Origin of the sequence: Pseudoalteromonas rubra, from assembly GCF_000238295.3 — a bacterium.
Taxonomy (GTDB): Bacteria; Pseudomonadota; Gammaproteobacteria; order Enterobacterales; family Alteromonadaceae; genus Pseudoalteromonas; species Pseudoalteromonas rubra.
The window spans coordinates 959,158-972,564 of sequence record NZ_AHCD03000035.1; the positions used below are offsets into that span (position 1 = coordinate 959,158).

The 13,407-nt window shown below is 46.3% G+C and carries 10 protein-coding genes; 7 read left to right on the forward strand and 3 right to left on the reverse strand.

Annotation, left to right across the window (positions count from 1 at the left end):
- Window positions 1-2,682 precede the first annotated feature (2,682 nt).
- Both PRUB_RS15440 and PRUB_RS15445 read right to left on the reverse strand, forming a co-directional pair.
- Window positions 2,683-3,996, reverse strand: a complete 1,314-nt coding sequence (locus PRUB_RS15440) for a transglycosylase SLT domain-containing protein (RefSeq protein ID WP_010382142.1) — start codon at window positions 3,994-3,996, stop codon at window positions 2,683-2,685.
- A 49-nt stretch (window positions 3,997-4,045) separates the two neighbouring features.
- Complete coding sequence (locus PRUB_RS15445; RefSeq protein WP_010382144.1) at window positions 4,046-4,624, reverse strand: LPP20 family lipoprotein; 579 nt, start codon at window positions 4,622-4,624, stop codon at window positions 4,046-4,048.
- Between the two features lie 202 nt (window positions 4,625-4,826).
- Here PRUB_RS15445 and PRUB_RS15450 point away from each other — a divergent pair, with 202 nt between their 5' ends.
- The 3 genes from PRUB_RS15450 to PRUB_RS15460 are packed head-to-tail and all read left to right on the forward strand — an operon-like array spanning window position 4,827 to window position 8,141.
- Window positions 4,827-6,536, forward strand: a complete 1,710-nt coding sequence (locus PRUB_RS15450) for a COG3014 family protein (protein WP_010382147.1) — start codon at window positions 4,827-4,829, stop codon at window positions 6,534-6,536.
- A gap of 5 nt (window positions 6,537-6,541) precedes the next feature.
- Window positions 6,542-7,156 carry a penicillin-binding protein activator LpoB gene (locus PRUB_RS15455; RefSeq protein WP_010382148.1) on the forward strand — a complete coding sequence of 205 codons (615 nt, stop codon included), beginning with the start codon at window positions 6,542-6,544 and terminating at the stop codon, window positions 7,154-7,156.
- Complete coding sequence (locus PRUB_RS15460) at window positions 7,146-8,141, forward strand: LPP20 family lipoprotein (RefSeq protein ID WP_010382149.1); 996 nt, start codon at window positions 7,146-7,148, stop codon at window positions 8,139-8,141. The genes PRUB_RS15455 and PRUB_RS15460 overlap by 11 nt, the downstream gene beginning before the upstream one ends.
- A gap of 63 nt (window positions 8,142-8,204) precedes the next feature.
- Here PRUB_RS15460 and yejK read toward each other — a convergent pair whose 3' ends face one another.
- Complete coding sequence (gene yejK, locus PRUB_RS15465) at window positions 8,205-9,221, reverse strand: nucleoid-associated protein YejK (RefSeq protein ID WP_010382152.1); 1,017 nt, start codon at window positions 9,219-9,221, stop codon at window positions 8,205-8,207.
- Between the two features lie 66 nt (window positions 9,222-9,287).
- Here yejK and PRUB_RS15470 point away from each other — a divergent pair, with 66 nt between their 5' ends.
- The 4 genes from PRUB_RS15470 (at window position 9,288) to aceK (ending at window position 13,398) form a co-directional block, all read left to right on the forward strand.
- Entirely contained in the window at window positions 9,288-9,500 is a 213-nt protein-coding gene (locus PRUB_RS15470; RefSeq protein ID WP_010382154.1) for a YejL family protein, read from the forward strand.
- A 4-nt stretch (window positions 9,501-9,504) separates the two neighbouring features.
- Window positions 9,505-11,001 carry a DUF3413 domain-containing protein gene (locus PRUB_RS15475; RefSeq protein ID WP_010382156.1) on the forward strand — a complete coding sequence of 499 codons (1,497 nt, stop codon included), beginning with the start codon at window positions 9,505-9,507 and terminating at the stop codon, window positions 10,999-11,001.
- Between the two features lie 83 nt (window positions 11,002-11,084).
- Window positions 11,085-11,558, forward strand: coding sequence for a DUF4124 domain-containing protein (locus tag PRUB_RS15480; RefSeq protein ID WP_010382159.1), 474 nt, complete (start codon window positions 11,085-11,087; stop codon window positions 11,556-11,558).
- A gap of 115 nt (window positions 11,559-11,673) precedes the next feature.
- Entirely contained in the window at window positions 11,674-13,398 is a 1,725-nt protein-coding gene (gene aceK / locus PRUB_RS15485; RefSeq protein WP_010382161.1) for a bifunctional isocitrate dehydrogenase kinase/phosphatase, read from the forward strand.
- The last annotated feature ends 9 nt before the right edge of the window (window positions 13,399-13,407 follow it).

Sequence of the window (13,407 nt, forward strand, 5' to 3'; positions counted from 1 at the left end):
GCTGCTGAGCAAGTTGTAGAAGCACCTGCTGCTGAGCAAGTTGTAGAAGCACCTGCTGCTGAGCAAGTTGTAGAAGCACCTGCTGCTGAGCAAGTTGTAGAAGCACCTGCTGCTGAGCAAGTTGTAGAAGCACCTGCTGCTGAGCAAGTTGTAGAAGCACCTGCTGCTGAGCAAGTTGTAGAAGCACCTGCTGCTGAGCAAGTTGTAGAAGCACCTGCTGCTGAGCAAGTTGTAGAAGCACCTGCTGCTGAGCAAGTTGTAGAAGCACCTGCTGCTGAGCAAGTTGTAGAAGCACCTGCTGCTGAGCAAGTTGTAGAAGCACCTGCTGCTGAGCAAGTTGTAGAAGCACCTGCTGCTGAGCAAGTTGTAGAAGCACCTGCTGCTGAGCAAGTTGTAGAAGCACCTGCTGCTGAGCAAGTTGTAGAAGCACCTGCTGCTGAGCAAGTTGTAGAAGCACCTGCTGCTGAGCAAGTTGTAGAAGCACCTGCTGCTGAGCAAGTTGTAGAAGCACCTGCTGCTGAGCAAGTTGTAGAAGCACCTGCTGCTGAGCAAGTTGTAGAAGCACCTGCTGCTGAGCAAGTTGTAGAAGCACCTGCTGCTGAGCAAGTTGTAGAAGCACCTGCTGCTGAGCAAGTTGTAGAAGCACCTGCTGCTGAGCAAGTTGTAGAAGCACCTGCTGCTGAGCAAGTTGTAGAAGCACCTGCTGCTGAGCAAGTTGTAGAAGCACCTGCTGCTGAGCAAGTTGTAGAAGCACCTGCTGCTGAGCAAGTTGTAGAAGCACCTGCTGCTGAGCAAGTTGTAGAAGCACCTGCTGCTGAGCAAGTTGTAGAAGCACCTGCTGCTGAGCAAGTTGTAGAAGCACCTGCTGCTGAGCAAGTTGTAGAAGCACCTGCTGCTGAGCAAGTTGTAGAAGCACCTGCTGCTGAGCAAGTTGTAGAAGCACCTGCTGCTGAGCAAGTTGTAGAAGCACCTGCTGCTGAGCAAGTTGTAGAAGCACCTGCTGCTGAGCAAGTTGTAGAAGCACCTGCTGCTGAGCAAGTTGTAGAAGCACCTGCTGCTGAGCAAGTTGTAGAAGCACCTGCTGCTGAGCAAGTTGTAGAAGCACCTGCTGCTGAGCAAGTTGTAGAAGCACCTGCTGCTGAGCAAGTTGTAGAAGCACCTGCTGCTGAGCAAGTTGTAGAAGCACCTGCTGCTGAGCAAGTTGTAGAAGCACCTGCTGCTGAGCAAGTTGTAGAAGCACCTGCTGCTGAGCAAGTTGTAGAAGCACCTGCTGCTGAGCAAGTTGTAGAAGCACCTGCTGCTGAGCAAGTTGTAGAAGCACCTGCTGCTGAGCAAGTTGTAGAAGCACCTGCAGCTGAGCAAGCCGTAGAAGCACCTGCTGCTGAGCAAGCCGTAGAAGCACCTGCTGCTGAGCAAGTTGCAGAAGCACCTGCTGCTGAGCAAGTTGCAGAAGCACCTGCTGCTGAGCAAGTTGCAGAAGCACCTGCAGCTGAGCAAGCCGTAGAAGCACCTGCTGCTGAGCAAGCCGTAGAAGCACCTGCTGCTGAGCAAGTTGCAGAAGCACCTGCTGCTGAGCAAGCCGTAGAAGCACCTGCTGCTGAGCAAGTTGCAGAAGCACCTGCTACTGAGCAAGTTGTAGAAGCACCTGCTGCTGAGCAAGCCGTTGAAGCCCCTGCTGCTGAGCAAGTTGTAGAAGCACCTGCTACTGAGCAAGCCGCAGAAGCACCTGCTACTGAGCAAGTAGAAGAAACACCTGCCGCTGAGCCAGTTGTTGAAGCGCCTGCTGCTAAACAAGTTGCAAAGGTAGCTGTTGAAACCACTCCACTAGTGAAGGCCACTGAATCAGCGGTATCGGTCCGTGTGCGTTATCAGCATGTTGCTGAAGCACCAATGACAAAAGCCGCTGCTGATGAAAGCGCTGATATCGCCATTACAGTCCTGGCAATGCCAGACTCCATGCGCGAAAAAGTGAGCGACAGTGGTCAGGGCTCTGGCTCTAAGTCTCCGACAGCAAGAGCAAGCTCGGCTATGGCATCACCAGCCAGCTACGAATAGGTTTGATATAAAACCTTTTAAAAGGGCCGCATATGCGGCCCTTTTTGATCCTCCTTGCTCATGCGTTCAAGAGTGAGCCTGTCATGTCAGCCTGCATAGTTAAGCAGTTAATTTTCTCGCAAGAAAGCCTTAAGTTAGCCCCTTTCACGTCCAGCCATCACTCAGGGACCTATCTGTTAAGAAGATAAAAGTGTGTGGCCTGATAGTAAAAAAGGAATCCTTAATGCTGTATTAGCGAGTTTAACTCTGTCATTCATTAGATACTCAGTATGATATTCACTTGCAAGAACTGAGGTGTCAGGGCTGAAACAGGTGAGTTGTTGCCGCTGCAAATTTACAACCTCCCATTTTGACCAATTTTTCTCTGAGCAGCTTAGAAGGCAGGCGACTAAAATGAGCCACTCCTCTAAGCTTGGCCCGTTTCAAGATAAAAATGTCCAAAAATTAAATGTGTGAAAGGCGATGTCAGGATAAAGGTTGATTCAGGAAGTTATCCGAACGAATAACCGTTAAACTAGATTGCTGCACAATAGTATTGGAGAAGTGTAAGGAAAAAAATGGTTTACATCGAAGGCGAAAGGAGTGGCCGTGCCAGCGCCAATAGCGCTGGACAAACCAGCCTCAAAATTAGATATACAACTTCTCTGTCGCCAGCACTTTTTTCAGATACCTACGTGTCTCATTGTAGGGCAAACCTTGTTGTAGTGCTTCCAGGACGCGCTCAGGTGACAATGAGTTAATCACTCGCGCCGCGCGCTTAATATTTCGAGAACCGTCGGCATTAAACACACTGGCGACATTACCGGCGCCTGTATTATAAGCCGCTATCATACAGTACTTACGACTTAGTGGATCCTTTATTGCGCTAAGATATCGATCGTTGAGAAGGTGTAAATACGCCGTGCCTGCCTCAATATTGTTATCAACCACATACAGGTAAGGCGGGCTCATTGGCTCATCCAGCTCATAGAGGAATCGATTTACATCAACGCCTGCACTGGTTGGTACGATCTGCATTAAACCAAATGCAGGAATATGTGATTTAGCGAGCGGATTAAAGTGACTTTCTGTATGCATCACCGCCAACACCAGACTAGTATCGATCTCAAAGCGTTCGCTTTGCTTTGCGATTTGACCCTGGTACTCAGAGGCGCGCTTGTGTGCCAGACCATTTTTCGGCATTTTTATCCGTACCTGAGTGATCTGCTGTGGTTCAGTTTTAGAAATCTGTCTGACAGACTTAGTCAGATTTTTAATGCGTTTGGTTGCTAGCTCATCCAACTCAGCTTTTTTTGTTTCCAGCTGCTTATTTGCAGCTTCTACCAATTGCGGCTCCGATTGCAATGCCAGCGCTTCATCGGCCTGCTGCTCTGCTAACTTTTTCTGTTCCTGTGTTTGCTGCTTAATCTGAGCTTTTGCGGCGATGATGGATTTAACGCGCAGTCCATTATCTATTGCAACCTGCTCACGCTCGCTGGAACCACTTGTTAGTGATTCACCGCTCAAAAAAGACTGAAACAGCTTCTGTTCAGATTGTCTGAACCTCTCAATAGCTTGAGATATCTGCTGATCCGAGACATGTGTTCCTGCATGGTGCCGCACACTGAGAATTAACTCATTGTTCTGAAAGTCAACTTCCAGGCGTTCTCGATTATCGTCCGAGTAACCAACAAACTGGCTTTGGTCAGACACTTTCGCCTCACCCCATTGCTGGATCAGCTGATCGCGAAACGCATCAAACTCTTCAAAATGCGCCTCAACATAATCATTAAATTCTTGTAAATGTTGCGCCTTATAGCGCTCAAATTCCGTTTGTTCCTGGGCGCTGCTGTCATAGGTTTGCATTGCCGCTTCCAGTTCATTAAACAAACTAGATGTACTGGCAACCGCTACTGCGGCGGCAAACTGAGATGCAATCGTCAATGCAAGTATGGTTTTCACAGCCCACTCCTATCAATGAAAAGCGCACCCTTGTGAGGTGCGCATACAATTAATTGGTTAATCTGGCGATTTCTTTTTCCAGATCTTTTTCAGCTTTAAACGCTTTGAATTCCTGATACAGGAATTGCTCATCTTGCGGATTAATTTGCTTCTTGCTTTCTTTTACTAAGTCTTTAAACAAGGTTTTTGTTAATGCCGGTGATAATGTGGTCAGGGCACAGAAATAATCTTTGCCACCAATCTCAACCACATCGGCTTTAATTACACGAGAGCCATTCAGTGTTTGCTTTGTTAGTTGCTTTGATACAGAGCTAAACGTCGCACCGACCGTTGTTTCTTCATTCGCATCAGTACGGTTAGAAAAAGTCTTATCCAACCCTTCGATACGCGTTTCAATTTGCTGTGCCAGCGCTAACCTTGCATTCGCGACGGCCATTTTCTGGTCAATTGAGATATTGCCTGAAAACTTCACACAATCCGCAGCAGCGATGCCATTTTCAACAGCTGGGTTTAAAACCCAATCTGGTATATTAATCTTCGACTCAGAAGCTGTCTTTTCTCCGGTCGAGCTACAGGCTGTTAACATCCCTGCTACGAGCATAGTAGTAATAAGCGGTTTGATCTTCATGATATTGTCCTTCGAGCTATTGATTGCTAAGCGATGATTTAAATTTAACAAAAGCCTGATTGCTTTACAGTAATAAATTGTAAGAACGATTTCTTACAATATTCAGCTTCAAAAAAAGCAAAATAATCTTTAAGTTAGTGCAAATATATCCAACTTCTTTGGTATAGTCACCGTAAACTTTATTACAAGCAAAGGAAGCGTAATGCTATCTCTATTCAACACTTTGCATTATCGAGCTTGGTTAACCGTGGCCCTGATTGTGGTTCTGACTGGATGCAATACAACACCCGCCAACAAAAACGCGATTTTACTTGCTCAGCAAGGTCAGTTTGAGCAAGCCAAGTCGGCGATAGAAACAACCTACTCCGCATCAGGTAAAAATAAGTTACTACGTTACCTTGAACTAGGTACTTTGTATCACCTCGAGCAACAGTACAAATTAAGCAATGACAACCTTGATCAAGCCAAAGCCATTATTGAAGAGCAATATACTATCAGCGTTTCAGAGCAAGCGCTGGCGCTGCTCAGCGGCCCGACTTACACTACTTTCTCAGGTAAAGAGTTCCACCGTCCTCTGATAAACGTATTTAAAGCACTCAACTATAACGCACTCGCAAACCAAAACCCTGCTCAAAGACAGTACTACCTGGATGCGGCTCTGGTCGAAATGCGTCAACTCGATACCTACTTGTCAACACTCACGAACGAAACAGGTGGTTATGATGGCAAGCCCAGTGGTGACGGACTCACCGACCGCGTTATGCGTATTCTACAGCCGCTTCTGGCTCCTAACGACCTGCTAAAAAACGTCGACTACAGAGATGATGCGTTTGCCCACTATATCAGTGGCATTCTGTACGAAAGCAGCAATGAACTAGACGCAGCCCGTATCCAGTACCAAAGAGCCGCAGCCGCATTTGAACAAGGTTTTGCTAAACAATACGATCTAGACAGTACCGTAACACTACAAGCTTATGCTGATTTGACCCGAGTCATGCGCAAAGCAGGTGGATATGGTAATGAACTTCGCGCGCTTGAAAAAAAATGGGGCGATAGCATCCGTGAAACAAAACAATCAGGCCCTCTTCTCACTGTCGTTCAAAATGCAGGGATTGGTCCACAACGCAAAGAATTTAATTTATTACTGAAAGCCGATCATGATGCCAAAGCACTGGTTGTGACCCCTATTCTCTGGGGGACGTCTTCGGAGCGAAAAGCACAGATGTGGTGGTTCCAGATGCTATATGCCGATACCAGCTTATTCGACATGATGCAGAATTATGCCACCGGTGACCTGGGAGATGTAGCAATGGGCGCATTAACCAAGCGCTTGCCTTTGGGCGATTCGCTTTGGCAAAGTGCCAAGACTGCCGGGTTGATTGATGCGCTTGAACATGGAAGTCGTATTGCGGTGACTTATCTTGAGCCGTTCGAACAAAAAATAGAAAGGACAGAGCTGTGGATTGATGGCCAAAAAGTCTCTGAACTGGACAACTATCACTCAGTCAGCCTGCTGACTTTACAAAGCGCACTTAAAAATGCCAACAGAGAGATGCAAATCGCGCTTACGCGAGAAGTCGTCAAGGCGATGACAGCGCACAAAGCAATTCAAAGCACTGGTCTTCAGGCATTTGATGGCTTTGCCAAATTAGCAACCAGTGTCGTCAACGCGGTCACCGCGAGTGCCGACCTGCGTCAATGGCAGTCACTTCCGTCTCATATAAAACTGGCACAAGTGCCTGTAAATCAGGGCACAGTCAATATTACGCTTAAGACAAAGCTGCGCTCAGGCAGAGTCATTGAGCAATCTGACACATTAGAAATAAACGAAAATATGACGCTGTGGCATACTCGCACTTTCATTGAAAGTGCCAAATCCGCAGCACCATCCACTCTGTTTACAATGGAATAATTGTTATGAACTGTAAAACCACACTTTTAAAGCTAACTCCTTTGGTTGTTGCATGTAGCTTAGCCATTACTGGCTGCTCTTCAACAAAAGTACAAAGAGTAGATGCAAATCAAGAGGTTGCCCTTTCTGACAAGTGGAACGGCAAGGACTCGCAACTGGTTGCAGAGGCCATGATCAACGATATGTTGAGCTTTCCATGGGTTAACGATCACTTACAAAAAGAGGGCACGCGTCCTGCTATTATAATCCAGTCAGTGCGCAACAAATCACATCAGCACATCGCAGTTGATACCTTTCTGAATGACCTTAAGCGTTCAATATTACGCAGCGGCCAGGCAGACTTTGTTGCGAACAAAGATGTTCGTCAGGAGATCCGCGACGAAAGAAAAGATCAGGAGCTGAATGCCAGCCTGGAAACACAGAATGAAATGGGTCAGGAACAAGGCGCTGATTATGCCCTGTCAGGCACCATCAACTCTTTCGTAGATCAGCAAGGCGGCGATCGCGTAACTTTCTATCAGGTTGACCTGAGATTGATCGATATGACCACAAACCGTGAGGTATGGAATGGACAGAAGAAAATTCAAAAGCTGCAGGAGCGCTCGCGCTTTGGCTTCTAACCCCTTGATCGCAACGCTGCTGAGTGTCGCAGTACTTAGCGGCTGTGGCGCTAATAATGCCAATCAGACACCTGTTGACAACAAGCCAGCATGGATCACCGCCATGCCAAGTTCCAGCTATATGATTTATGGTGTTGGCAGCGCACAAAATACCGGCGATCTGCAACAAGCAAAACTGGCGGCACAGGAATCTGCCCGACTGGCACTGGCTAAGCAATTGAATGTAACTATCTCAGCCAATACCAGAATAGAGCAATCGGCCAGCGAAAAATCGATGCAGTTTCATGTTGATGAACTGATTAACTCTCAAGTGCCTGATATTCATTTGCAAGGTGTTAAAATTGAAGATGAATATGTCAGTGCGGATCAGCAAACAGCCTTTGCACTGGCGGCTTTTAACCGCACCGAAGCCGCAATGCAAACAGAGCTGACCGTCCGGGCTTTGGATGAAGATATTACAGCCTTCGCAATAGCTGCCAATAGCAGTAAATCTCAACAGCTGAAACAAGCCGTTGCGGTTAAGGAGCTGTTGGTCAAACGAAGTAAGCAAAATCACCATCTTACCCAGCTTCAGGCTGCTCCTCTGCCCTTACCGGCCTCTGTTCGCGACAAACAACAACAGGCCGATGCACTTATTAACAGCATCAGCTTTAGTATTGAAAGTGATCACCAGGCACATCGTAAAGTGCGTGACATCCTGGCAAAAGCGCTTAGTTCACAGGGGATCAAGGTGACCACAGGTGAGGCAGATTTTGCCCTTAAGTTCACCGTTGACTGGCAGGATATGAACAAAGCCGGGACCTTTTACAGTGTGGCAGAGAGCTACCTGGTGGTGATGGAAAACGGCAAAGAACAGGCGCACTTTAATACCAAAGTGAAAGCCGCGTCGAGCTACAAGGACACCGCTAAAAGTAATGCGATGACCAAATTAGCCAACAAGTTGGGCACCCAACTGGCGCAGTTTGTTGTTACAGGTAAGTCTTGAGCCTACCAAAGCACATATGTAACTGACATAAAAAGGGGCTAACACAAGTTAGCCCCTTTTTATTTACTCACTTTCTTCCTGATAGAACTTTTCCAGCTGATCTTTGAGGTTTGGCGGCACGCCTTTAATCGTCAAAGTATCACTTTGCGGATCATACAGCACACGCTCTCCCAGATGCTTGCGCTCAAACCCAACACTCACACCGCCACCCAGACCTGAAAATTTGACCATAGTCGTGACGGTTTTTTTATCGAGCGGGAATGACTCTTCCAGTTCATAACCTTGTTGTTTATAAAAGTCTTCAAACTGCACATCGGATGATTTAGATACGGTATCAGATAAAGACTCGACATCTGCATCTTCGCCACTATTAATACAGTCGTTACAATAATCAAAGACTTCTTTGCGAATTGCATCTTTCTCATCTTTACCAAACTGCTGCTCGGCCAGATAGTCTTCCACGGCATGTAACATCGTTTGCGACTGCTGTTTGGGGTCGATACCTTCAGCACACCCCAGAAAATCTAGAAAGAAGTCGGCAACTTTTCTGCCAGCTCGGCCTTTAATGAAAGAAATATATCTATTTTCATCTGCCTGCGTATCCCACGCAGTTAAGTCAATGCGTGCTGCAAGTTGCATACGTGAGATATCCAAGTGCCTCGACGCAGCCAAGTCCAGATCAGACGTAATAGAATAGTGCTCTTTGATATTGATCATCGCTATCAGCAAGTAATCGCTGGCAACATACTGATAATGACAAAACACCAGATAACCAGTCTCGTTGAACGCATACTTGTTCAACTCTTCTTTCAAAACTTCTGTTGCCTGCTGCGTTAGATGCCAAAATGCCAGCTCATTATTACGGTAGCTTTGCATGGCTGATGCGACACGGCTATCTTTGTCGGGATCAAAGGCACAAAAGCCTTTCCCAGGCTTGCTATTATAAGCATGATGAAGTTGCTCTATGAATACCGCTACTCGGTCATTAACCTGCATCTCATCTTCACGCAAATGAATTTGTGTTTCTTCGTCTTGCTTGTCGACATAGTGTACAACAAGCTTGTTCACCTCAATGCTCATCTTTGTTTTTAACGCCTCTGGTGTTAGAATAGAAAGAATTATAACTCTTTTTATTTGAACCAACCGATGCCTATCCAGTCTAAATATTCCAACGAACAAGTAGAACAAATTGTCGACCAACTGTTAAACGTACTGACAGAGAATCAGGCAACCGTTGATTTAAGCTTAATGTGTTTGGGAAATTCTATCACGCACATCATCAAAGAGCATGTGCCAGAACAGAAAAGACAAGCGGTTGCTGAAAATTTTGCCAAGGCGTTGACCCAGTCGGTAAAGTAACTGAATGAATCTTTCTTCACACAGCCCTTTTTCGTCAAAGGCCAGCCAGCTGTTGAGCTGGGGGCATTGGTTTACCTTTGCCAACATCGGCTTAGTATTACTCATTACATTAAGCTATCTGGCCGCTGACAAAGCGCCAACAACAGCGCTTGGCTGGCTATATATGCTGGTAACCTGGCTAAGCCACACCAGCTTCATTACCTTTTGTGTATTTGTACTGAGTATTTTTCCACTCAGTCTGATCTTCCCTTACCCAAGGCATATTCGGGGCATGGCCGCCTGTATTGCCACCTTAGGGATCACCGTACTGGGTGTTGATGCCTTTGTCTATTTCCAGCTTGGCTATCATTTGAACCTACAGGCGCTGCCCGAGATTCTTTCCTTGTTTTGGAAGACCATCAGTAGCTCCCCTGCTATCAATAGTCTGATCGTACTCGCCATGATCGCCGCTATTTTAGGATTTGAACTGATTGTTGGTAATCACGCCTGGCGTCATCTGGAGCGTTTAAAGCGCTACTCCTTTCCTAAATTCGCCAGCACAATCCTGGTTACTTGCTTTGCAAGCAGCCATATTATGCATATCTGGGCAGATGCAAATAGCTACTTCGACATTACAATGCAAGATAATGTACTGCCATTGTCTTATCCAACTACCGCCAAAACACTCCTTGCCAGACATGAGCTACTCGATATGCAAGAGTACAACCAGGCAAGATCGCTAAATGTCGGACCCAACGAAGTAAACTATCACCCACCAGCTTCACTGGCATCCTGTCCGGCTCAGGATACTCCAGTCAGCCTGAATATAGTGAAAACACTGTCAGAGCAAACTGAACAGCAGCTAATGCAACTAGGCTGGCATGGTTCAGAGCAGCTGCTGGCCCCTACATTACGTGAAGATTTCAGATTTAACCTGCTGTATGGTCTTCCGGCCTACTACAAACAGTCTCTGATGGACAGTAAGGCGCCACCAGTATGGTCTACCCGCCTATCCTTGTCGGTCTCTGGACTGCCTAAATTTACCTATATTAGTCCTGTCGACAATGCGAATGTACGGGTATCATATAGTGAGCAAAGCCCACTTATTACAGAGCAAACACCACCGACTATCCTCATTGTCGAGCCAAACAGCTCAGATATAGTGACCACAACCCGCTTTTTTACCAATATCCCTGCGTTTGAAGGACATACCGAGCTAATTCAGATCAGCGATATTATGACAACCATTGCAGCAGAGCATTTCCAATGCAGCACACTCGCAACGGCAAGTATGCTGGGCAATAATGTTGCCACAGACACACTCAATGAGGGGGTGAACTACTCTCGTGGTGTGTTAGTTGCTTACAAAAAAGACCGTATTACACTGATAGCACAAGACGGGAGCTATAAACAGGTTTCTGCAAAAGAAGGCTTTACCTTAGATCAAAAGCTGGATGTCCCCTTTTTAATTCAGAGTATTAAGCGACTGAAACAATTCAATCAGACGCCTGCTACAAAGTAGCGCGGCGTCTGTCACAACACTTGCGATATCGAACAATTTTACTATCTTGAAATGTAAATGCAGATTTCAGGGAAGCACACACGATGAAGATATTGATTATCATGTTTTGGCTGTTATGGCCCACGTTAAGTCAGGCAAAAACAACCTTCAGTTACTACAAATGTGTTACCGGTAAGACAGTTGTATACAGCCAGCATCCGTGCGCAGCCAATGCTGAGCAACACACTTTAAGCCACTCAAATCCACAGGCACCGGCTCCCACAGGCCAGCATACCAAAACATTGAACAATATTGAGCGACAGCAACTGGTTCTGCGGTTAAAAAAGACACTCAGAGCCAAAAAACATCAGGCCGCAATCTTAGGTAGAAAACGAGATGAAGCTACCCGGGATGAACAACGGCGCATTTCGCGCATGATGGAAAAAAGCGAGAGAGCCAAAACACTAAAAGATGTAAAGCGTAATATCAAGTCTATCAATACAGCCTACCTCAAGGAGGTTAAGCTACTGAACAAAGAGATAGCAAGCTTAGAAAAGCGCCTTAAGCGACTCGAATAAAGGCCCTTTTTGTCACGACATAACCTCTGGTAAGGAGCGCATAACGGATGACCCGAATACAAGCTTGAGAGACTGGCACTTGTGCGCTAAAGTAACTCGCAGATTAGGAGGTCCGATGAGTTACCAGGTTCAAAAAATTGCAGAGCAAATTCTTTCCGGTTTTCACGCTCACTACGCGTTATTTCAACAAATAACGGCGCGTGCTCCGCACGCTTTTGCGCAGCAAAAGTGGGGGGAAATCGAGCAAATAAGCAAGCAACGGATCACTCTGTACGACGTTCGTGTCAATGACACGGTCACGGCTCTAAAACTTCAAACATCGCAAGATACGCCTGATGAAGCGTTATGGCACCAGGTCAAACAACATTACGCTGAGCTCCTTTCTTTTCATCCTCAGGCAGAGCTGGCTGAGACGTTTTTTAACTCAGTCTTTTGTCGGCTTTTTCACCGACGCTACTACAAGAATGACTTTATATTTGTTGAAACAACGCTGACTAAGCCAACCACATTACCCATAGAAGCGGAATTTCGCAGCTATTTTCCGGTCATCTCTGGGTTAAAGCCCACTATTCGCAGTATGATTTCGCACATGGACTTGCAGTGCGGCTTTCGCGATCTGGAGCAGGATATCAGAATGCTGGTCAAAGCATTTATCAAACAAGCACCAAGTACGCACCACAGCCATCACGGATTGCGCTTCGATATTCTCACCGCCCCCTTTTATCGTAACAAAGGCGCCTATATCGTAGGCAGGGTGGTATCCAAATCTGGTGTCCAACCTTTTATTATCGCCCTTTTACATCACCCTCAGGGCGGCCTGTACATCGATGCGCTGTTAACTAAAAGTGCGCAAATGCGGATTATTTTTGGTTTTGCCCGAGCGTATTTCCTGGTAGAAACTCATGCCCCTTCAGCCATGGTGGGCTTTTTACAACAGCTGATGCCGAATAAAACAACGGCAGAGCTTTACAACGCCATCGGATTTCATAAACAAGGAAAAACTGAATTCTACCGTGATTTCCTGTTTCACTTACAACACAGCGAAGATGTGTTCACGATAGCGCCAGGTACACCGGGTATGGTTATGATGGTGTTTACGTTACCTAATTTTCCGTTTGTCTTTAAAGTGATTAAAGATGTTTTTGCCGAAAGTAAACCGTTTGGCAGAGATACGGTGCTGGCGCGCTATCAACTGGTGAAAAGTCACGACCGTGTTGGCCGTATGGCTGACACCATCGAGTATTCCGAAGTCGTTATTCCCAAACGAAAATTCTCTCCATCACTTCTGGATACACTAAAAGCCACAATCAGTAATAGTGTGCGAGACGAAGGGGACTACCTGGTGATCAAACATCTGTACATTGAACGCCGAATGACACCGCTGAATCTCTTTTTGCAAACCGCCGATGAGCCAACCGCTAACAAAGTCATCGAAGATTATGGCCACGCTATCAAAGAAATGCTCAGCGTAAATATTTTTCCGGGTGATATGTTGCTCAAGAACTTTGGGGTCACCAAGCACCATAGGGTTATTTTTTACGATTATGATGAGGTGCAATATCTTACTGACATGAACTTCCGACCCATGCCCAGTCCATCTTTGGAAGACTTATATAGTGGTGTGGCCGAGCCCTCAGCGGCACCAAACGACGTATTTCCACAACAGTTATGTACATTTGTACTCACAGACCCTAAACTCAGAGCGGTGTTTGAACAGTCGCACGAAGCCTTATTGAAGGTGGAATACTGGCAACAAGCGCAACGGGATATACAGGCTCACGTGGTTAAGCAAGTTTATCCTTATCCGGCCTCACAACGCTTCTATCGACATATAAAATAACAAAGGAAC

What these genes read in the sequence shown, in the direction of transcription:
- PRUB_RS15455 (WP_010382148.1), top strand. Translation starts at nt 6,542, where the DNA reads ATGAACTGTAAAACCACACTTTTAAAGCTAACTCCTTTGGTTGTTGCA.
- PRUB_RS15475 (WP_010382156.1), top strand. Translation starts at nt 9,505, where the DNA reads ATGAATCTTTCTTCACACAGCCCTTTTTCGTCAAAGGCCAGCCAGCTG.
- yejK (WP_010382152.1), bottom strand. Translation starts at nt 9,221, where the DNA reads ATGAGCATTGAGGTGAACAAGCTTGTTGTACACTATGTCGACAAGCAA.
- aceK (WP_010382161.1), top strand. Translation starts at nt 11,674, where the DNA reads ATGAGTTACCAGGTTCAAAAAATTGCAGAGCAAATTCTTTCCGGTTTT.
- PRUB_RS15450 (WP_010382147.1), top strand. Translation starts at nt 4,827, where the DNA reads ATGCTATCTCTATTCAACACTTTGCATTATCGAGCTTGGTTAACCGTG.
- PRUB_RS15470 (WP_010382154.1), top strand. Translation starts at nt 9,288, where the DNA reads ATGCCTATCCAGTCTAAATATTCCAACGAACAAGTAGAACAAATTGTC.
- PRUB_RS15445 (WP_010382144.1), bottom strand. Translation starts at nt 4,624, where the DNA reads ATGAAGATCAAACCGCTTATTACTACTATGCTCGTAGCAGGGATGTTA.
- PRUB_RS15480 (WP_010382159.1), top strand. Translation starts at nt 11,085, where the DNA reads ATGAAGATATTGATTATCATGTTTTGGCTGTTATGGCCCACGTTAAGT.